Raw genomic sequence first — 18,627 nt, forward strand, 5'->3', positions numbered from 1 at the left:
TACTTTATTAAATACATCAACAACCTGATCGCGAGTCACTCCCGTGTCTTTACATACGTGGTTAATATAGGCATCAGTATTATTTTCATTAGTGGGAGCCCATCGTGAAATAATGCCGCTGACTGTATTGATTCCGTATTTCCGATGGTAATTCTGAATAATTTTAATCATGGCCCGAAGACCATATTCAGGACTGACAAACTGACAGAAAGATTGGTCGGTACGTTGTGATTGAGGGACCAATCCTTGCCAGTCATCACCCCAACGGATATTGCCGGGGTTATTGTTTCGAATACCTCTGCTTATATTCATTCTTTTATCCCCGCTTTATTATTTAACGTTCCGCGAAGTAACTGACCAAAAAAATCTGTTCCCAGATAACCAATAATCACACTGCCGATGTAAGCCAAGTCCGTGCTCATACCAAAGAAATCCAACACGTCACGGATAAACCAGGCGATCATGGCACACATAATGGCGTCCATCATTGTCGTCCAGAATTTACCGCCGTTATAGCGACCCCTGAGATAAGCCATTGCGGCCGCCAGTGCTGCACCTATACCTTGTTCTCTAACTGATAGCAGCCACTCCCATAACTGAAAAAAAACGTCAGGCTGATTTTTCATGTATCATCCTTTCCTTAATCACAGGCTCCCTACAGCCCGGTATTCAATCCCACAATTGAACGATGCTATCCTGCGCCGATGGCGCGAAATCGGGTAAGATGACAAGCTGGCCGGGGCGTAATAGCGTCGTGTTGCAAATATTGTTATTAGCATTCAACACAGCCTCAACAACGCCTTGAGTACGGCCATAATAGCGCTGGCACAATAGATCAACGGTATCCCCCTGTAGCGCTTGCACTTCCATCAAACCAGCTCCGCTATCATGCGATTTTTACCGAGCACATCACGAACCGCATTTTGTCCATCGCGTCGCAGATCATCAATTTGCGTACTCAACGCCTCGGCGTGTTTTTCTCCGTCGCGTGTTGTGTCAATGTCGCGATAATTTTCAATCAGCAAAGCTTTAGTGAAACTGTAAACCGCGTGTCGGTAGCGGAAAATATACGCCGTAGTGTCGTTGATAGCAGGAGAAGGAACCGCAGCCAGTGAAGCAAAGCCGTTTTCTTCCTGTTCTTGTTGCCACACAGCGAGCAATTGATTGACATATAACACCGCTTCAACAGTGATATGTATCAATCGTTCAGTTGTCACTGCTCCGCTCAGGCGCATCGAATTACGCAAATCAGCGAGCGTGATATCCGGCCAGAATGTACCGGAAGTGACTTTTGCCCCACCGTCATTGATATCTGCATGAGTATCGATAGAACGGGGTTGTTTGGCTGCTACTAAGCTCATAATCCACCTGCTGAAAGAAACGGCGGTGAACGGCAAAACGGACTGAGTTTAAAAACCGGTCTGATCACCGTGCCGCCTGGCACGCGGGGTGCATTCAGTTAACGTGAAGATTTATTCTTCGCCGCTGTTGTTTTTGCCTTGGTCGTTTTTTTCCCCGTCGCCGCTGGCTTCGTCTTTGGGGACTCAGTTACTGCGCTATCTGGTGAGGCCGGGCCATCAGCGGCCTTTTTTAATTCTCGCGTCAGAGTTTCGATATCTTTTTTCACCCCGATATTGGCAAACAATAACAATGCTTGCTGCATGAGGAATAATGCGCGTTCTTTGTCTGCTCGCTGCTTACTGAGGCGCAGGGTATACGCCACTGTTTTAAACAGCTTGGCTCTAACTTGATTGGGCATGTCCAATGATTCAACCAATTCAGCAAGTCGCTCAAGTATTGCGAGAGGGACAGGCTCAACGGACTCGCTACACGCTGAAAAAATCGTTAGGGCTTTATCGCAAATCTCATCTACTAATAATGGTCCTACGGTACGGCGATAGTGATCGGGCAAGGGCAGGTTATGGCGAATGACATACTCGGCCAGCGTCAGTGCCCGCGCGTAATTACCAATGTCCATACTCCAAATCATCACGTGAATGAGTACCTCGTCGGCCTGCCCGGTACCGGCTGCCAACACTCCGTCAACCCAACTGTCATAATGCGCAATGACTTCGCGTTTGTAATCAATTTTTCGCTCTGTGCCTTGCAGGTCAGATAACCGTGACTGATCAATGCGCAGGCGGTGTAATATCTGTTCATAGGCGGTCAGCGCTTCCGATGACATAGTTTCATCGCCACGGCGTGAAGCCATAACCTGTTGCCAATGTTGTTGTGCCGGTGTCAGCATCATTCCCCCTCGTGCCAGTGCCGCATGATGACGGCACCAGATACTGTGACTTATTCTTCGCCGCTGCTTTTTGCGCTTGCCAACGAAATCCCCTCAATCAGACAACTCAGGCCGTAGTCTTCAATAACATAACCGTCATTGCTTTGCGCATAGGTTGCTATACGGTTGTATTCCGGCTCGTTTTTGATATAGCGGTTGTATTTCCCTTTTTGCCAATAGAGCGACAGGTTTTTAAATGTGGTGATCCAGATAGTACCGTCAGGAAAGAAAGGGACTTTCATCGTCGGCAGACCACCCAGCGTGCTAAGTTTCATCAACTCATTACCGGCCAGTAGTTCAATGTTCGGGTTGTTTTGGCTGTGTTGGTTCAGGATCTTGAAATTTTTCTGTGTCGTCAGGCGTGAACCGGTGATTGCGAGCAAACCGGGGGCATTCTGATGCCAAGGTTCAAGTAAAGAGGTCACCGCGTCATAAACAGCGGCGTCATAGTTGCCGTAGTCGCCTTTCTTGATGATTTTCCCGTCTTCGTCACGACTGGTAATAGTAATGCCTTTCATCACACGCTCCGGGGCGTTGTCGCGCATGTGCTGTAACCAGCCGATATTGACATCTTGTAACAGCGGGTTTTTTGCTCTGTCGGATTTCAGGGCGCACGATGTACCATTAAAACCAATCATTAGACGGTCATTGGCTTCCTGCTGAACAATCTGCTGACTAATCAGTTGCTGAAATTCCGGGTGGTCATTCCACGCATCAATTTGCGTATAGCTGACAAAGGTATCAAAGTTAATTTGCTCACAACGATATCTGTTAGCCTTTAAATCATGGACACTGACTGGCTCACGGCGTTCCGTAGTGGATGTGTTGCGGCTAGCAATGGTGCGGTTGATACCCACGCCGATTTTTTCCCCTTCCTGCTCGGTTACACCGACAGAATTGATTTCATTCAAAAATGGGCTGGCTTCCATCTTGGCTTTTTCAAGACGCTGCTGAACAGCGGGGGTCACCGTTAATTGAATGCTATCCCCTTCGCGTCTGACGCCGTTTAATTTGCCTTGCTGGTCAAGGTAGGACAGATATTGTTGACGTCCTTCGTTACTGAGTGACATAAATAAAATTCCTGTAGCAATTAATAATCGGCTAACACTTGGGTTGAACCATTTGCCAGTGGTCGATGTGTTGATGAATTATCCTGCTTGCTGAGTTGGCTTTTCAGCGTAGAGAGTTCATTTTCAAGCACAGTGATTTTTTCCGACTGACTGGCGCATAGGGTTTCCAGTTGGCACAACTTTTGCGCTTGATTAAGGGCTTCACCGCATTTTTCAGCGGTTAATTGCACCATTTCCCGCAAAATGTTTAATTCTGCGTTGTTGTGATCACGGTGCAGCCCTAGCGCTTTTTTCACGGATAAAACAAACTTTTCACCGAGGGATTTATCATCGACAGGGTTCTGTTCAGTCCCCGCCAGCAATTCAACCATGGTTTCCAGTGATGCCGACAAATAGCGATCATCACTGGCCGGCAGACCGCGCTCCTGCACACTCAGCTTGATTAATTCCGTACCGACAGCGGCGGGGGTATCCGTCAGCGCAATGCCGGTCAAATAGGCGCTCTGGGTCTGAGGAAAACGGGAGTAAAACTCAATGCTGGAAAAAATCTTCTGCCCACTCTGGTTCAGCTTGATTAATTCCGCGTCCTTTTCTTCATCCAGTTCAACAGTGGCCTCCAGCGCCAGCTTGCCCTGTAATGGGCCGTCTTTAACCTCGTAGGCACTGGCAGATTGTACTAACGCAAACTGACGAAACGTACTGTCCGGGAACAGGCTTTTGACGTGCTCCAGATTCAAGCGGGCGGCGTACAGTCGAGGGTTATAGCTATCGGCCATCTGCTGGATCTGCTCGCGGGTGACGGCAAAGCCATTGAGCGTCATTCCCTCCGTGCAGACCGTTAATTTAATGGTTTTTGGCATTGTCACTTCTCCAACAGGCACTTCTGACTTTTGATAGCGCTATGTTCGCAGTCACGGCTTTTTGACTCAAAGCTTTCGCCGTGTCGGGGCCCCGCGACAGGCAGGAGTCATAGCGGCACGCGCGTGACCGTGGGAAAGTGGCGGCATGATGACGACAGAACATGATCCTCGACACGAAGCAAAAAGCCTGTACTGGCAAGCCTACAGCGTTTCGCAAATAGCAAAACGACTGGGCGTCAGTGCGAACACGATTTATTCGTGGCGGCGGCGCGATAAGTGGGATGAAGCCAACCCCCGCGAGCGCGTCAACGGCGAGCTTCACGTAAAAATATTACGGTTACAAGCGAAAGAAACCCTGGCACCGCATGATTTTAAGACGCTTGATTTTCTTTATCGCCAGTTGGAACGTTTCGATCGCGCTGAAGCTAAAAAAGAAGAAAAGAAAAAGGTAAAAACCCCGAAAAATCATTTTAGTGATGAGCAAGTCGCTGCATTGCGTGCGTCGGTTTATGAATCCCTGTTTGAGTATCAAAAACGCTGGTACAAACAGAAAGACCGCCGTAACCGCATGATATTAAAATCGCGGCAAATTGGGGCCACATGGTATTTTGCCCGTGAAGCGTTGATCACCGCGTTGGAAACCGGCAATAACCAGATATTTCTGTCTGCCAGCCGTGCGCAGGCATATCAGTTCAAGAAATTTATCCAGATTGTCGCCCGCCAGGTGGGTGTTGAGCTTAAAGGCGGTGACGAGATTACCCTGTCAAATGGCGCCACGCTCTATTTTCTCGGCACATCAGCAGCAACCGCGCAATCCTATACCGGCGATCTCTATTTCGATGAATTCTTTTGGGTTAGCAATTTTATGAACCTGCGCAAAGTGGCGGCGGGGATGGCAACCCACATCGGATTAAGACGAACTTATTTTTCGGTACCGTCCAGCGAGGAACACGAAGGGTTCCCGTTCTGGACAGGCGACTTTTTTAATAAAGCCCGCGGCGGCAAGAAACAAGTTGTTATTGATACCAGCCATGCCGCATTACGGCATGGCGTGTTGTGCGGAGATAACATCTGGCGACAGATCGTGACTATTCATGACGCTATCGCGGCAGGTCTAAATCTTGTTGACTTAGAAGAAATTGAGAGCGAAAACAATCCGGCTGATTTTGACAACCTGTACCGCTGCATTTTTGTTAAATCGGGTGAACGAGCCTTTGACTATAACGAAGTGATTAAATGCGGTGTTGACGGTTACAACGACAATGTCTGGCCGGACTGGAAACCCTATGCGCTGCGGCCGCTAGGACGCAAACCCGTCTATATCGGCGCTGATCCAACTGGTACAGGCGGCAACGGTGACGGTTTAGGGCTGGTTGTAATGTCACCGCCTGCTGTCAGCGGCGGCAAATGGCGGGTCATCGAAGCCCTGCAATGCCGCGGTATGGCTTTTGAGAAGCAAGCCGAAGAAATTCGTAAACTCACCGAACGCTATAATGTACAGGGGATAACAATAGATGGCACAGGCGGAACGGGTGAAGCCGTGCATGAACTGGTCTGCAAATGGTTTCCGGCCGCAACCCTATTGAAATATTCCGCGCCGCTTAAGCGCCTGCTAGTGATGAAAGCACAAATGCTAATCCGTTCCGGCAGGTTTGAATATGACGCTGGCATGAAACAAGTCGCTACCTCGTTTATGTCCATTAAGAAAATAATTACACAGGGCAGTGTTGTGACTTATGACGCCAACCGCACGCGCGGAGCCGATCACGGCGACATTGCGTGGGCTGTTATGAATGCCCTGTATGCCGAGCCAATATCCAGCGATGCGGGCACGAATGAGTCTTTTGTAATGGAGTTTTAATCATGCACACACTTTTACCGGCTGAAAATAAACACCAGCCTGAAGTAACGAATACAATCAATGACGGCGACGTGGCACAGTGCGCAGCCTTTACTTTTGATACACCCACCCCAATCACATCTGGCTGGGATCTGCTGGATTGCATGGAATGCGCCAAAAATGGCCGCTGGTATGAAACCCCCATTGATTTTTACGGCCTGGCCCGCGCATTTTCAGCGGCGGTTTATCATCAGTCGCCCCTATTTTTTAAACGTAATGTGATCATGAGCTGCTTTAAACCTCACCCGCTATTGTCACGACAGGACATGGCCGCCTATGTACTGGATTATTTGGTATTTGGTAATGCCTATCTGGAAAAGCGAATGAATCGAGTTGGCGGACTGTTAAAGCTCAAGCACACGCCAGCAAAGTACACACGACGGGGAGAAGAAATCGACAAATACTGGTTCGTACAAAGCTGGCTACAAGAATTTGAATTCAGCGCTGGCAGTATTTTTCATCTGATGAACCCCGACATTCATCAAGAAATTTACGGTTTACCTGAATATTTAGCCGGTCTTCTTTCCGCCAACCTCAACCGGGCTGCAACAACATTCAGAATGAACTATTACGAAAACGGCAGTCACGCAGGCGTTATTGTCTATCTGACTGATGCGCTTGCCGACCCCAGAGGCGTAGACAATTTGAAAACTGCGTTGCAAAAATCCCGGCGAGATGGCGCATTCAAGAACCTGTTTGTCTATGCAGCCAACGGAAAGAAAGACGGGCTGCAAATCCTACCGTTCAGCCAAATCAGCGCCAAAGATGAATTTACTAACGTTAAAGAAGCAACCCGCGATGACATGCTAGCTATGCACCGCGTGCCACCGCAATTGATGGGGATTGTTCCCACGAGTGGGGGTAACTTTGGGGATATTGAGAAAGCGGCGAAAGTTTTTTCTATCAATGAACTTAACCCCATTACTGAAAGCTTGAAGTCAGTCAATGATTGGGCGGGTGAAGCCGTTGTGCAATTCAATCGCTACGCTTTGCTTGATGCGTTGAACAGCAGCAAATAACGACCAAACCAACCTTTCCCACGGACACAACGCATTTAATCGTCACCCAATCGCGCTGTGTTCATTTTCTTTCTTTTCCGCCCCCCGCCTTGAACGCTGAGACATCCGCGTCGCTGCGCGGTTCTGGCGCGGTGTCAGCGGCCTATTTCGCGATTACCAAAGTAACCCACGAATACCCCCTCTTTGCTCGCGCTTGCTCCCCCGCCTCGCCCGCACGCAAAAAGGGCGCGTTTTTGTGCAATTGTGCGTAGTGGATGAAGGCTTGCCGGGTCTGGCGCGGAAGGGGATCGCTGGCGTGGTGATTATTGTGCAAAATTATGCAGATTTGTGCAATGAATTTCATACAAAAAAATAACCCGCCAGTTGGCGGGCAAACTCATTCTCATGTGTTTTGAAAATCTTCCGCGCGATCAACCAGCACGGCAAGAAATGAGGTTCTTGCTAGCTCATGAGCGTTGGGACTCATGATGCTAATGATTTGATATTTTGATGGATCACACCAATGTCGGGAATAAACCAGGTAGCTATCAGATTTTCTGGCGGCAGCGGGTAAATGACTAGGCCAGGGAGGTTCGTCGGGTAATCTAATATGAATTTTAAAAACATAAGATTGACATAGAGACGCGTGGTCTTCCCAGCGTCCCTCATCACCAAAAATGGCGGGAAGCGATCCGCCATTTTTCCAATCTTGCAAAATTTTTGCATACTGCCTTGCCACTGCGGGGATTTCAATATCTTTGTGAATAGAAACGTGGATCACGGTATCCCCTTCAATGGAAAACTGGAGCTTCCAAGCCTAAAGCAACATGTTCGGTACGAATAAGTTCCCGGACCGCATCTTTATCTAAGTCAGCACCGGCATTTGATGCTTTATTAGGGATATGCGTACTTTTTGAAAATGCAGTGATTTCTTCCAACGTATACCGTAAGTCAGCAGATGCACGCCCGAAGCGCGTAATCATACTGCGTAATTCTGCGTTTGTATCAGGAACGGCAGTCAACGCGACTTTTGCCGCTTGAATGAAGCTTGCACAGACAACAATATGTTTAGCCAGGTAATGCATGTTGTCCTTCGCAAAACTGGACATGCTTTTATCGTCAATGGGGATACGCTTTGATTCCCACTCAGATCGCAGATTTTTTAAATGGAATCGCATCCGACTAGCGATATTCGCGATAAAAGCAGTCGCCTCTTCAATGGGAAGAAAAACGACTGAATCACTCACCTGTTGTAATGTCATGGTGTTTTTGGTGCTGGTTATTGCATCATGGCACCCTATGCTATCAGCTGGCACAGGGGCTATCGCAATCGCCATTGCCGCCGCCATAGAGGTAATTTTAGTGTTACTCATACATAATATCCTGAATGCCAAGACTGATCCCATTGAATCATGTGTGACTCGTTTTGTCGATATTTTGGTTTTTTCCTGTCGCAATACTCAATGATTTTTTTGAGAAATTCATTCATCCGATATTTACCATAAAAATTATATAGTTATCAGTAAAATAAACCAAAGTGGTAAAAATAACCCGCTATTAACGGGCTTAAGTTAATTTAATCGAGGTCATCCCGGCAGCTTATCACCCGGTTTTATATGAGCAAGCTGCTCAATATGTTTCATCACTTCCGCGCGTACTGCGGGGTGCTCCCAGTTGATATGGATCATACCGTTATCATCAATATAAAAACGGTCACTATTTTCTTTTAAAATAGCCAGTAATTTATCTTCTTTTTGTTGAAATTTTGTCACCTTCATGATGTGTGCTCTTCGCCCGGATCAAAACCAACCCATACCGGGTTATTCGAAAATGATAAATCGGGTCGTTTCCGTTTTTTCCGGTCATAATACTCAATAATTTGCAGCGCGACGGCGGCAATCTGTACCGCTTCATCTCTTGCCGTTCCTGCGTGACTGCCGCCGAATTCATCATGCAAAATAGCCTGCGCGAACTCCCCAATCTCTTCACTCAATATTGCCGCCCACACGAACGGGTCATGATCACGGTCAGCACCCCAGAGTTCATCTTGTTTTGTCATTTCTGACAGAACATTGTTCATTGCGCACGTAGTTGAATAGTCAGTCATTTTTAACCCCTTAGCTCATCAAAATATTTTCTTTCGGCCTCTTCAGCCATGGCAGAGTAATGCCCTCCGGGATCATGAAAAATATCGTTAAGATTAATAGGGTTACCCAATTTATCATTTAACCTGTTCATGATTGCTTTTACGCTTTTTCTATGTTGTTTGGTTTCTTTCTGCAAATAACCAAACATAGATAAGCAATAACGTTCGTCATTGACGATAATATTTCCTCCATCAAGTAATGAGCGAGCTAAAAAATCGTCCATGTCGATGTTATTGAGTGCTGCCGACTCATAAATCCGTTTCACTTTTTCATCAAAATGCATTGTCGGGTAGTTTTGATGAAACTCATTCACCAACAAATCATCGTAATGTCTGTCAATTTCTCTCCTGTTGTTGTTTGAATTTTGAACCACCGGAGAGTTATTGACAGAACTCCAAGGGGCGGCGGGGCCGCTAAAAGACAAAGACCCAAAAGACAAACCTACGGATTCAGAGTTGTTAGAGCTGGAGTTAATTTTCTTAGAGACAATTTTCCATTTTGTAAGACGGGTGCATACGCGGGAATCTTCGCCGATATGTGGCGACCAAATACCAAAAATCTTATCTACCACTTCACCATAGGCATCGGGTTCATCATTTTGCTGATACGCAAGATGAACAACATAATCTTTACGCGGGATCAGCACACCGCCTTGTTTCATGATGTATGAAGCAAAGCACCCGACGTCGGCGGCGGCAGTAACCGCATCCATTTGCGGGTCACTTAATAGCGCTTTCCCACGCTTAAACTCACCTGAAATTTTTAATACCGATGTTAATTGATTGCTGAGTTTTCTCAATTCACGCCAGACAGTGACGGGCGGAGTCCCGATTGCCTGGTACTGACGAATACGATAACGAGAAGCCCACGCCATCGCGAATTTGGCCGTCTCTTTTAGTGGCTTACCGGTTTCTTTATCACGCTCGCCGTCAAGCGCGTAACCGTCAATATTTTTTGAAATGTATTTAGCAACATATGCCGTAGCACTGCCCTTTTTCGGATCGAGTTTTTTGGCGGTAAACCGGGCGCTTGTCCGCTTACCTAATTCTTGCCTGTCTTCTTTGATGGCATAACTGCGCATAATATCAGTGACGGCTTTACGCTCACCCGGGCGCATGAACAGCAATAAATGCCAGTGCGGAGTACTGTCATGATGCGGCTCAACAACCCGGAAGCCGTAAATTCGCAACCCATCTCGATCCAGTTTTGAGCCGATATTGGCCCACACTTTACGTAAATAATGCTGTGCCTGAACGGGCGTTGAATGATTCCATTTTGGGTTAGCATGACCACTATGATTATTGGCGTGATATTTGGACGGGCAAGTTATAGTATAAAAAACGCCAACGTCACCGCGTTCTTGAGCAACAAACTCAATGCCTTGCATTCGCGCCATTAATTCATGGCGACGAATAACCGGATTACTGATGCTTGCATAAACCATATTTTCCAATGAAACCACGTTACCGGCTTCATCAACCAAATCGTGCGCTTTAAAGAATTCAGCATTGCGGCGACGTTGTTCCTGCCAGTCCGAAACCGCTTCGTAACTCAGGTAAGGATGAGCCTTTTTATTGACCTGATTTGCTGCGCGTAGCTGCCCCTCGCGCCAGTCGCAGCGCAGACGCCAGAGTTGGCGCTCCCACCAATCTGTGTTAATCATTCTTGATATCGCGGGTAGAGCCGGGTATAAATCCAGCTCATCGTCAGATTGACCGGGAATAGGTTTTAGTTGTGACCAGGCGGGCGGCATAATATGCAGTGAATAAACTTCGGCGGCCAAATTGCGATATATCAGCAAGAGATCAGCTTTTGTTAAATCGTCGGTTTCACCGTTTGCATTTTCTGTTTCAATACAAAACATCTCATTGATACGCGCCGCGATTTCATTCGCCAGCGATTTAATCCGGCGCTTATTCATTTCGGCAAGATGGCGGTAAACGCCCTGGTAATAAGACGCCAGTTCACAATAAGGCTTGACGCCTTGTTTTTCTCTGACGGCATTTAAACGCAGCAATGCACTCTTAACTGTTCCGAGCAAAAATGCATTGCTATGTTTGATACCGCGATTTTTACGCAGCCAAATTATTTTTTTCTGAAAATACGATTTAATAAAATGCGGTTGCTCATTTAAATAAGACTCAACACCTGCGGCAGTTTCATGCCACGAGCGCCGATTCTCTTCATAAGCCTGTTTCTCTTGTAAAGCACATTGGCGGCGAGCCTCTTGCTGTGCGGGCGTTAAGACCTGGCTATGCAGCAAATCCCGCTCTATTAAGCGGGTCAGATATTTTTTTACATGTGGATGTTCGGACGTCACCTCACCCTTTGATAACAAAGCATCCTCAAAAAAGGGTGATGCTATCGCCGGACGGGGCGCATTCCACGAAAACGCCCATTCACATTGCATATTCACTCACACACTCCAGCATAAACAGAACTACACGCCTGATATGAATTTTCCCCAAACGGCTTTCCAGATAATCCAGATACTCTAGGGTTTGCGGGTGTTCATGTCCCGTATCTGCAAATACAGCAATATGATTTACGCCGTTTTCAATAGCCAACAACCATTGAGCCAAGGAATCTTTACCCCCAGAGACGGAGATAACATTGATGGTATTATCTGCATGACACCGGATATCAATCATTAGCTCACCCCCATCAATAGACTGGTAATAATTTCTGTCGCGGGTTTTCTGCTATTGCCTGACGCTGCAATAGAACGATGAGTTGTAATTTCTGTAATATCAAAAACATCAAAACCTTTATAAATGCTTTTGGCATCTATGCTATTTGATACAACAATAGAATTACCCGATTCGTCATGCAATATGATTAACGCGATGGTCAGCTCATACTGTTCACTAACGCTGAAATGGTTATCGTAGTAACTGGTGAATTTATTAAGATAGGGCGGATCGCAATATATAACATCATCAGCTTTGACAAGCTGCAATGTCTCTCTCCAATCAGCGCAAATAAACGCCGCTCGCTGCGCTTTTTCAGCAAATGCACGGATCTCATTTTCCGGGAAATACACAGATTTATATTTACCAAACGGCACATTGAAATGACCACTTTTGTTATATCGGCACAAGCCATTAAAGCAATGACGATTCAGATATAAAAACCAAACGGCGCGAATAAGCGGGGAACGGCACTCCGGCAACTCTGAGTTAAATTTATCTCTCAACAAATAAAAGCCATGCTCATTATTATAGAACTTAAAAAAATCTCGTGATAATTCTATGAATAATTCAACATTATCTTTAATTTGCTGATACATATTAATCAGATCTGAATTGATATCAGCAATTAAATATTCGTCATAATCGGTATTCATCATGACAGCACAAGAGCCAGCGAACGGCTCTACCAGCCGTCCCCCGGCTGGTAAATGTGGTAATAATTTATCCATGACGCGAGCTTTGCTGCCCGCCCATTTTAAAATTGTTTTATTCATGGCTGTTATTCCCGCTTGAGAAATCACTCTCCGTCAAGAGTGGAACTAGGCATGATGGGCAATGAAAATATCCTTCATCGTCACCCGTTATATTTTCTTGAAAAATCAAATCACTTAATTCAATATCCACATGACAATTATGACAGCAAATCTGCTTTTCAGTATTGCAAGCTGGTTTATTTTCCATTTCACACACTCCGATAATGCTTCTGTTTCAGTTCAATGATTGACTGGCATGTAATACAGCGAGTGACGCCTATTACAGCTTTCCTACGTTCTTCTGAGATAGAATTACCGCAGTCATCACACTCAAAAGCTGAAACACTGGTACAACGGTCAGTCACAGCTCTGATTTGACGCTCTAAAGTGGCGGCAATATGTTTTTCAGCAATATCAACAGAATCAGACATAATGCCACTCCTCCGCCTGACGCTCGATTTCCCGCGCTTCGTCGGTTAACAATAGAGAAGCATTGGCATAATCAAGCTTATGCTTAAGAATGCGCGTTGAGAGTTTGACAAGACGCGCAGAGAAGCGAGCAGCGCAGCATTGCCTTTCGTCCGCGCGTGCGTCGTTGAGCAATTCCAGCAAAGTATTTTCTTCAACTTTGCCGCCAATTTTTATATTTCTCTTTTCGATATTTCTCATTTTCACTTTCCTTTATTTAGGTAACAAAAAGCCGGGCGGGTTTACGCCAGTAAATTAATCATCAATTAACGTGGCATAGATAATCGTTCGGGAAATATGCTAGCCACGACTTTTAAATGATTAATTGTCCGTACTAATGATTTCTTCTCATCATGAGTGAATTCATTAAAGCTAATATCATGTCGGGATTCATGAATACCAGCGAGATTGAAAATAGCAGTCAGAACGCGCTTGTTAAATGCGAAGCTATCCGGCCACTCCCATTTATCCCTCATGAGTGAAATAAACTCGCTCAACTCTTTTTGATTCTCTCCAAAGTGTTGATATCGTATTGCCGATAACTGATTAAGTGCATCGGCCCGGTTTCCCATCGCTATTTCAGCAAAGCGGAATGCTTCTGTATTTGCCATGCCTCCCCCCCCCTTTTTTTTCAAATATAGGGAAGTTTATTTCAGTAAGAAAATAATAGCGGACGCAACATACAACATGACGAGCGGATATAATAAGCCGTCAGTCGGTTTTGGTGACTTAAAGTCTTCGCCAGTCAATTTATATTTATGAGACATCTTTTCGAGTGAGTTCATTAGAATTCCCCGTTGTTGATTTTAATTAATGCTTCGGCGTGTTGTTTAGCAGCTTCCTCAGTTAAATGAATGCATCCGTTGTTAAGATATAAATTGTCAATATCATCTCCGAACCAAGCAAGCTGACCGAATTCATTACGTGACATTGATTCAATAACAGAATAATACTCATCTCCGTTATTTAACTCATAATCAACAGGCTTCGGAAAACTCACTTTTCCGACCGTGATCATTTCAGGCTTGCGGCGATATTTAAATTCTGTGCTCCACGCCGGACTATATAGACATTGTTCCCAGTTGACTGCTTCAATATGAAGCCGTTCCCACATTAACCACGGCTCGTCTGTCTTCAAAGCATCTCGTGCATATTGCATCATTAATTTAGCGTGTACGTGTTTTTTATTTTGTGACATTGCTTAATCCTCTATTTAACAATCTCAGTTCGTAATTTTCACCGGTGCTAATCTTCATGAATGATTCAAAGATTGCTATCACGTCAGAAAGAGACAGCGGGGTTTCGTCTCCCGCATATTGCAGGACATCTGTTATTCGACGCACGATGGTTAAATGAAGATCGGCGCGTTCAATATGTGATAATAATTTTAAATTTGGTAATCCAGAATCAGTTGTTAGACGTTGCATGTTCTCTACTCCTATATAATTACCTGACTTTGTTGATAACATTGTTCTGTTAACAAGAGTTCGCCATTAATGTTTTCAAGGGATACCGATACAACATTGGTAGCGTTATATTTCTTTCCATTATTCATGACTATACATAAACAACTTAATGATGAAACCGGATAACTGTAAGCAATATCACTTTCAATCACTAAAATAGTTTTTTTGTTATGCTGAAACATTAAACATTCCATTTTTCACCTCATACAATCAAACTATTCTCAAGTATTGATCAAATGTTGCTTGGTTTTATCCATATCTGGCACATGGTATTCTGGTGCGTCCATACGACCAAAAAGGTAAGCAAAATGTCTAAAAAAGAAGTACCTATTTATATCCCCGCCGAACTGGAATACATCGAAGCAAATCATCTGGCTTGCCTCCGGTTCCACATCGCCTCAAACCACCACATAAACTACCTAAAGACGGTCAGCTATTTACCGGGCTTACTCTTGAGCAAGCAAAAGACACGGTGAAGTTTCTTCAAGGCTATATTCAACGCGCCGAACTGTTGCAGGGAGCTGCTCAAGAAAATCATACGCATTGATATTAACTATTTGACCGTAAGCCGAGTAAGCAAGGCGGGTACCATGAATAACGGTATCCCCTACTTTATATTTTGTTTTATATACGCTATTCACTGTCTGCTCCTATATAACTGTCTGACCTGACTCATTGCTTGTTCTTTTGAATCAAACTTGCCATATGAATACTCGCCGTCGCTGATCTGGTAGCGAGTGGTTGTATTGATTTTGTTTCTCGGCAACCGGCGAATTGCAAAAGCGCCGTAGGTTTCTGTATGATTGCTGACTGGTTTTAGAATGAGATTGGTGTGATTCATCATTATCACCTCAGCTATTTTTAATAGCATCTTTCAACATTGCTACTAAATTTACTTCGATTTTTTCCTTTGGTTGTTGCTTTGGCCTAATAATAATTCGGCCATCGCTGACCATTCCCCTACATGTATCTACAGGAATACCACTTAAGCGTGAGTATTCATCAATTGATACATACGGAACAGGAACGCTGATATTTATTGTAATGTTTTGCATATCGCCTCTTTAATCCGCTTGAAGTTCGGACTCAATAGCTACCATTCCGGCAAGATGAACAATTCTCGCCATACTAGAAAGTGAGCGACCTTCCTTCTCAGCAAGTATTTCCAGCTCTAGACGCTCATCAGGGGAGAGACGTATCGGTACGGGATTTTTTGATACAAACCCCCTAGGAATACGTGATCGTTGAACATGTTTGACTTGTTTCATATTCATAATGATATATTGTGATCCACTAAGTTCCTGTACAACACAATCTAAGGAAGTTTTATTCTTATGTCAACAACAAAAGAGGCACTATTATTCCTAATTGGCTCTAGGTTGCGTGAAGAAAGGGAAAAAACAGGTAATAGCCAGGAAGCTATAGCATCTGTTTTTGGTATCTCTACGCGCACTTGGGGAAAATATGAGAGAGGGGAAACAATGCCTGATGCAGCAACAATTACTCTTCTTGGCGAGAGATTTGGTATAGATATCTCATATGTACTTACAGGGAGGCGAACCCCTCAAACAAACATAACAAACGAGGAACAGAAGCTAATAGAAAATTATCGTGCGATGGACAGCGCGGCGCAGTTAAATATGCAGGCAGTTAGCGATTCGTTCGCGCAGTCAAAGCCCAAAAAAGAGGCAGGATGATTAATTTTCTGATTGTGATTTACCTCACAATCACTGACTTCTAAATTAGCCCGATTATTTTGCTAAATTAGGGCCGTAGATATTTATTACTTTAATTGCTTTGTATACCTATTGCCAGAAAACCTCAATACTCAATACTCAATACTCAATAAAAGGATACCAACAAAATGAAAATCAAAAAATTCACTCTTAGTTGTTTATTATTAACTTTATCATCTGTCGCTTTTGCAGTGCCCTTTAAGGGTATTACTAAAGATGAATACGGTGATGAATGGGCGTTCAATAGTAACGAAGCACAATTACAGTGTATTTATGGCGGTGCCTTTATCATGGATCTAGACACAAATCGAGTGTATGCGATGACTGGTTTAGCCAATGCATTAGCTAGAAAAGGGAAGTATCCAGCAGAAGACATCAACAACTCAGATTACTGGAAAGATAATCCACACATGCCCGGAGCAAAAATAAGCTTGGGACCTTTTATTGATGCCGCATTAGAACTTTGCAATAAGTGATTGCAATATCAACAGCATTATTAAATGCTGTTGATTAACTTAGGAGATAATTATGACTACTTTTTTGTGGGTACTAGGGACCATCATTGTGTTTTCCATTGGTACATATGCTACCACGGAAGAAAATAAAAAATTAAAAGAGCAAGCAAAAAAAACGGACGAGCAACTAAAAATACAAGATGATCTTATCAGGGGATATAAAAAAGATATTGAAAAAATCACAAATAATCCTATTTCAAACTTCAAATCAGAAAAAGAAATCAGGAGTTATCTCAATTCTCTAAATAGAGAAGAACTTTTAAATCTGCAAGAAATGGTGGATAGAGTCATATTCAGTGATAAAAATGATACCGAAGATACACCCCATGACACTGATATGTGGAATGAATCACAATCCAATGAATTTAAAGAAAATTTATCTGTCATATGGGCTGATAATCCTATCAGTGTAGAATTCAGTTACAGAGACTTAAACAACAATAGAAGTAGGAGAAATGTTTTATTGAATGAGGTTTCGATAAACTCAGAAAGTGAACCATATTTTAATTGCTTCTGTATGAATGCATCTGACAACAGAATATTCAAAGTAAAACGGATAACATCAAAAATCCAATACGCAGGAAAGAAATACAGTAAAGAAGAATTTTTTGATGATATTTTACAATTAAATTCTTGGAAATTTCTATGACAGTAAGAAAATTACAATCCGGCAAATGGATTTGTGAATGCTACCCCAACGGACGAGATGGAAAGCGAGTAAGAAAACAGTTTGCCACAAAAGGGGAAGCACTTTCATTTGATCGTCGCATGACTTCCACAGAACATTTAGACATTAGCGCTGAGAATACTCAAAAGATAAGCGACTTGGTTGATCGTTGGTATGAAATGCACGGGCAAACACTTAATGATGGCAAATCACGCAAAACTAAATTAGATACTTTATGTAAACGATTAGGTGATCCCTTTGCTATTGATTTCGATAAAAATACATTTGCTATTTATCGAGAAGAAAGACTGAATGGTAAATGGAACGCAAAAGGCCGAGAATCACCGGCGCAATCTACAGTTAATAGAGAACAATCATATTTGCATGCCGTATTCTCAGAATTAAAGAGAATGGGTGAATGGGAAAGGGACAACCCTTTAAGTGGCATCAGACAATTCAAGGAAGGAGACCAAGAACTAGCATTTCTGTACCAAGAAGAGATTAAACGCTTGTTGGATGCCTGCGATGATTCCAAAAATAAAGACCTAGGTCATGTTGTACGTATATGTCTTGCAACCGGGGCCCGATGGGGAGAGGCACAAAAATTAACTCAATCCCAAGTAATGAAATACAAAGTAACATTCACAAAAACAAAAAGTAGCAAAAATCGTACAGTGCCAATATCAAAACGCTTATACGATAGATTACCGAAGCGCCGAGGAATTCTGTTTTCGAACTGTTACGACGCCTTTGAAGGAGCATTATCAAGAGCGGGAATAAGCCTCCCGGATGGACAATTAACTCATGTGCTCCGTCATACATTTGCATCACATTTTATGACGCGGGGCGGTAATATTTTAGTGCTACAACAAATATTGGGTCACAGCACTATAAATATGACAATGCGCTATGCACACTTTGCTCCAGAGCATCTCGATTTGGCACTAACTCTCAACCCTTATGATCAGATTGAAGATGACTGATTTCAAGTGGCGACAACATCATATATAGCTCTACATTAATGCACATATATAAAATATAACTAACTGATTTAACTTAACTTATTGT

General features: G+C 44.0%; 28 protein-coding genes and 1 pseudogene. 6 read left to right on the forward strand and 23 right to left on the reverse strand.

The window, feature by feature from the left end:
- The 7 genes from ACGF5R_RS11695 to ACGF5R_RS11725 all read right to left on the reverse strand — a co-directional run.
- Positions 1-306: structural protein (locus tag ACGF5R_RS11695; RefSeq protein WP_387691045.1), on the reverse strand; the 306-nt coding region annotated here is incomplete at its 3' end.
- A 2-nt stretch (positions 307-308) separates the two neighbouring features.
- Positions 309-626, reverse strand: a complete 318-nt coding sequence (locus ACGF5R_RS11700) for a phage holin, lambda family (RefSeq protein WP_112876956.1) — start codon at positions 624-626, stop codon at positions 309-311.
- A gap of 43 nt (positions 627-669) precedes the next feature.
- Positions 670-870, reverse strand: coding sequence for a tail protein X (locus tag ACGF5R_RS11705; RefSeq protein ID WP_387690957.1), 201 nt, complete (start codon positions 868-870; stop codon positions 670-672).
- A complete protein-coding gene (locus ACGF5R_RS11710; RefSeq protein WP_112876954.1) occupies positions 870-1,361 on the reverse strand; it encodes a head completion/stabilization protein in 492 nt (163 codons plus the stop codon). Before ACGF5R_RS11710 ends, ACGF5R_RS11705 begins: the two co-directional genes overlap by 1 nt.
- Positions 1,362-1,459: 98 nt before the next feature.
- Complete coding sequence (gene gpM, locus ACGF5R_RS11715; protein WP_262981747.1) at positions 1,460-2,251, reverse strand: phage terminase small subunit; 792 nt, start codon at positions 2,249-2,251, stop codon at positions 1,460-1,462.
- Between the two features lie 47 nt (positions 2,252-2,298).
- Entirely contained in the window at positions 2,299-3,357 is a 1,059-nt protein-coding gene (locus ACGF5R_RS11720; RefSeq protein WP_112876952.1) for a phage major capsid protein, P2 family, read from the reverse strand.
- A gap of 20 nt (positions 3,358-3,377) precedes the next feature.
- Positions 3,378-4,217, reverse strand: a complete 840-nt coding sequence (locus tag ACGF5R_RS11725; RefSeq protein WP_112876951.1) for a GPO family capsid scaffolding protein — start codon at positions 4,215-4,217, stop codon at positions 3,378-3,380.
- A 145-nt stretch (positions 4,218-4,362) separates the two neighbouring features.
- Here ACGF5R_RS11725 and ACGF5R_RS11730 point away from each other — a divergent pair, with 145 nt between their 5' ends.
- Positions 4,363-6,078, forward strand: a complete 1,716-nt coding sequence (locus ACGF5R_RS11730) for a terminase large subunit domain-containing protein (protein WP_387690959.1) — start codon at positions 4,363-4,365, stop codon at positions 6,076-6,078.
- 2 nt (positions 6,079-6,080) lie between these two features.
- On the forward strand, positions 6,081-7,136 hold the full coding sequence (locus tag ACGF5R_RS11735; RefSeq protein WP_112876949.1) for a phage portal protein: 1,056 nt from the start codon (positions 6,081-6,083) through the stop codon (positions 7,134-7,136).
- Between the two features lie 382 nt (positions 7,137-7,518).
- Here the strand turns inward: ACGF5R_RS11735 and ACGF5R_RS11740 are convergent, their stop codons facing one another.
- The 16 genes and pseudogenes from ACGF5R_RS11740 to ACGF5R_RS11815 all read right to left on the reverse strand — a co-directional run bounded on the left by ACGF5R_RS11740 (position 7,519) and on the right by ACGF5R_RS11815 (position 15,696).
- Complete coding sequence (locus ACGF5R_RS11740; protein WP_112876948.1) at positions 7,519-7,896, reverse strand: type II toxin-antitoxin system YafO family toxin; 378 nt, start codon at positions 7,894-7,896, stop codon at positions 7,519-7,521.
- A 10-nt stretch (positions 7,897-7,906) separates the two neighbouring features.
- Entirely contained in the window at positions 7,907-8,488 is a 582-nt protein-coding gene (locus ACGF5R_RS11745; RefSeq protein ID WP_387690961.1) for a hypothetical protein, read from the reverse strand.
- Positions 8,489-8,701: 213 nt separating this feature from the next.
- On the reverse strand, positions 8,702-8,893 hold the full coding sequence (locus ACGF5R_RS11750) for a hypothetical protein (RefSeq protein WP_112876946.1): 192 nt from the start codon (positions 8,891-8,893) through the stop codon (positions 8,702-8,704).
- The gene (locus ACGF5R_RS11755; protein WP_387690963.1) at positions 8,890-9,222 is read right to left on the reverse strand and encodes a MazG-like family protein; all 333 of its coding nucleotides are present in this window, start codon (positions 9,220-9,222) and stop codon (positions 8,890-8,892) included. Before ACGF5R_RS11755 ends, ACGF5R_RS11750 begins: the two co-directional genes overlap by 4 nt.
- A 2-nt stretch (positions 9,223-9,224) precedes the next feature.
- Positions 9,225-11,672 carry a replication endonuclease gene (locus tag ACGF5R_RS11760; RefSeq protein WP_387691047.1) on the reverse strand — a complete coding sequence of 816 codons (2,448 nt, stop codon included), beginning with the start codon at positions 11,670-11,672 and terminating at the stop codon, positions 9,225-9,227.
- Between the two features lie 46 nt (positions 11,673-11,718).
- A pseudogene (locus ACGF5R_RS11765) lies at positions 11,719-11,913 on the reverse strand (phosphoadenosine phosphosulfate reductase family protein); the annotation flags it as partial.
- Positions 11,913-12,728 carry a DNA adenine methylase gene (locus ACGF5R_RS11770; protein WP_387690965.1) on the reverse strand — a complete coding sequence of 272 codons (816 nt, stop codon included), beginning with the start codon at positions 12,726-12,728 and terminating at the stop codon, positions 11,913-11,915. The pseudogene ACGF5R_RS11765 and the gene ACGF5R_RS11770, both read right to left, overlap by 1 nt.
- On the reverse strand, positions 12,721-12,915 hold the full coding sequence (locus ACGF5R_RS11775; RefSeq protein ID WP_262981532.1) for a hypothetical protein: 195 nt from the start codon (positions 12,913-12,915) through the stop codon (positions 12,721-12,723). The genes ACGF5R_RS11770 and ACGF5R_RS11775 overlap by 8 nt, the downstream gene beginning before the upstream one ends.
- 1 nt (position 12,916) lies before the next feature.
- The gene (locus ACGF5R_RS11780) at positions 12,917-13,138 is read right to left on the reverse strand and encodes a TraR/DksA C4-type zinc finger protein (protein ID WP_387690967.1); all 222 of its coding nucleotides are present in this window, start codon (positions 13,136-13,138) and stop codon (positions 12,917-12,919) included.
- Entirely contained in the window at positions 13,131-13,376 is a 246-nt protein-coding gene (locus ACGF5R_RS11785; RefSeq protein ID WP_387690969.1) for a DUF2732 family protein, read from the reverse strand. The genes ACGF5R_RS11780 and ACGF5R_RS11785 overlap by 8 nt, the downstream gene beginning before the upstream one ends.
- Positions 13,377-13,441: 65 nt before the next feature.
- Positions 13,442-13,786, reverse strand: a complete 345-nt coding sequence (locus ACGF5R_RS11790) for a DUF5347 family protein (RefSeq protein WP_387690971.1) — start codon at positions 13,784-13,786, stop codon at positions 13,442-13,444.
- Between the two features lie 173 nt (positions 13,787-13,959).
- Positions 13,960-14,373 (reverse strand): hypothetical protein, encoded by a 414-nt coding sequence (locus ACGF5R_RS11795; RefSeq protein WP_387690973.1) that lies wholly within the window; start codon positions 14,371-14,373, stop codon positions 13,960-13,962.
- Positions 14,360-14,602, reverse strand: coding sequence for a hypothetical protein (locus ACGF5R_RS11800; protein WP_049585563.1), 243 nt, complete (start codon positions 14,600-14,602; stop codon positions 14,360-14,362). The genes ACGF5R_RS11795 and ACGF5R_RS11800 overlap by 14 nt, the downstream gene beginning before the upstream one ends.
- Positions 14,603-15,087: 485 nt before the next feature.
- Positions 15,088-15,282, reverse strand: coding sequence for a hypothetical protein (locus tag ACGF5R_RS11805; protein WP_049585558.1), 195 nt, complete (start codon positions 15,280-15,282; stop codon positions 15,088-15,090).
- A complete protein-coding gene (locus tag ACGF5R_RS11810; RefSeq protein WP_387690975.1) occupies positions 15,279-15,482 on the reverse strand; it encodes a hypothetical protein in 204 nt (67 codons plus the stop codon). Before ACGF5R_RS11810 ends, ACGF5R_RS11805 begins: the two co-directional genes overlap by 4 nt.
- Before the next feature lie 10 nt (positions 15,483-15,492).
- The gene (locus ACGF5R_RS11815) at positions 15,493-15,696 is read right to left on the reverse strand and encodes a DNA-binding protein (RefSeq protein WP_387690977.1); all 204 of its coding nucleotides are present in this window, start codon (positions 15,694-15,696) and stop codon (positions 15,493-15,495) included.
- Positions 15,697-15,975: 279 nt separating this feature from the next.
- Between ACGF5R_RS11815 and ACGF5R_RS11820 the strand changes: the two genes are divergently transcribed.
- From ACGF5R_RS11820 to ACGF5R_RS11835, 4 genes are all read left to right on the forward strand, one after another.
- Positions 15,976-16,338 carry a helix-turn-helix domain-containing protein gene (locus tag ACGF5R_RS11820; protein ID WP_387690979.1) on the forward strand — a complete coding sequence of 121 codons (363 nt, stop codon included), beginning with the start codon at positions 15,976-15,978 and terminating at the stop codon, positions 16,336-16,338.
- 167 nt (positions 16,339-16,505) lie between these two features.
- Complete coding sequence (locus tag ACGF5R_RS11825; protein ID WP_387690981.1) at positions 16,506-16,853, forward strand: DUF2511 domain-containing protein; 348 nt, start codon at positions 16,506-16,508, stop codon at positions 16,851-16,853.
- A gap of 52 nt (positions 16,854-16,905) precedes the next feature.
- Positions 16,906-17,541 (forward strand): hypothetical protein, encoded by a 636-nt coding sequence (locus ACGF5R_RS11830; protein WP_387690983.1) that lies wholly within the window; start codon positions 16,906-16,908, stop codon positions 17,539-17,541.
- On the forward strand, positions 17,538-18,542 hold the full coding sequence (locus ACGF5R_RS11835) for a tyrosine-type recombinase/integrase (RefSeq protein ID WP_387690985.1): 1,005 nt from the start codon (positions 17,538-17,540) through the stop codon (positions 18,540-18,542). Before ACGF5R_RS11830 ends, ACGF5R_RS11835 begins: the two co-directional genes overlap by 4 nt.
- Positions 18,543-18,627 lie beyond the last annotated feature (85 nt).

Origin of the sequence: Photorhabdus sp. RM71S (assembly GCF_042879355.1) — a bacterium.
Taxonomy (GTDB): Bacteria; Pseudomonadota; Gammaproteobacteria; order Enterobacterales; family Enterobacteriaceae; genus Photorhabdus; species Photorhabdus kayaii.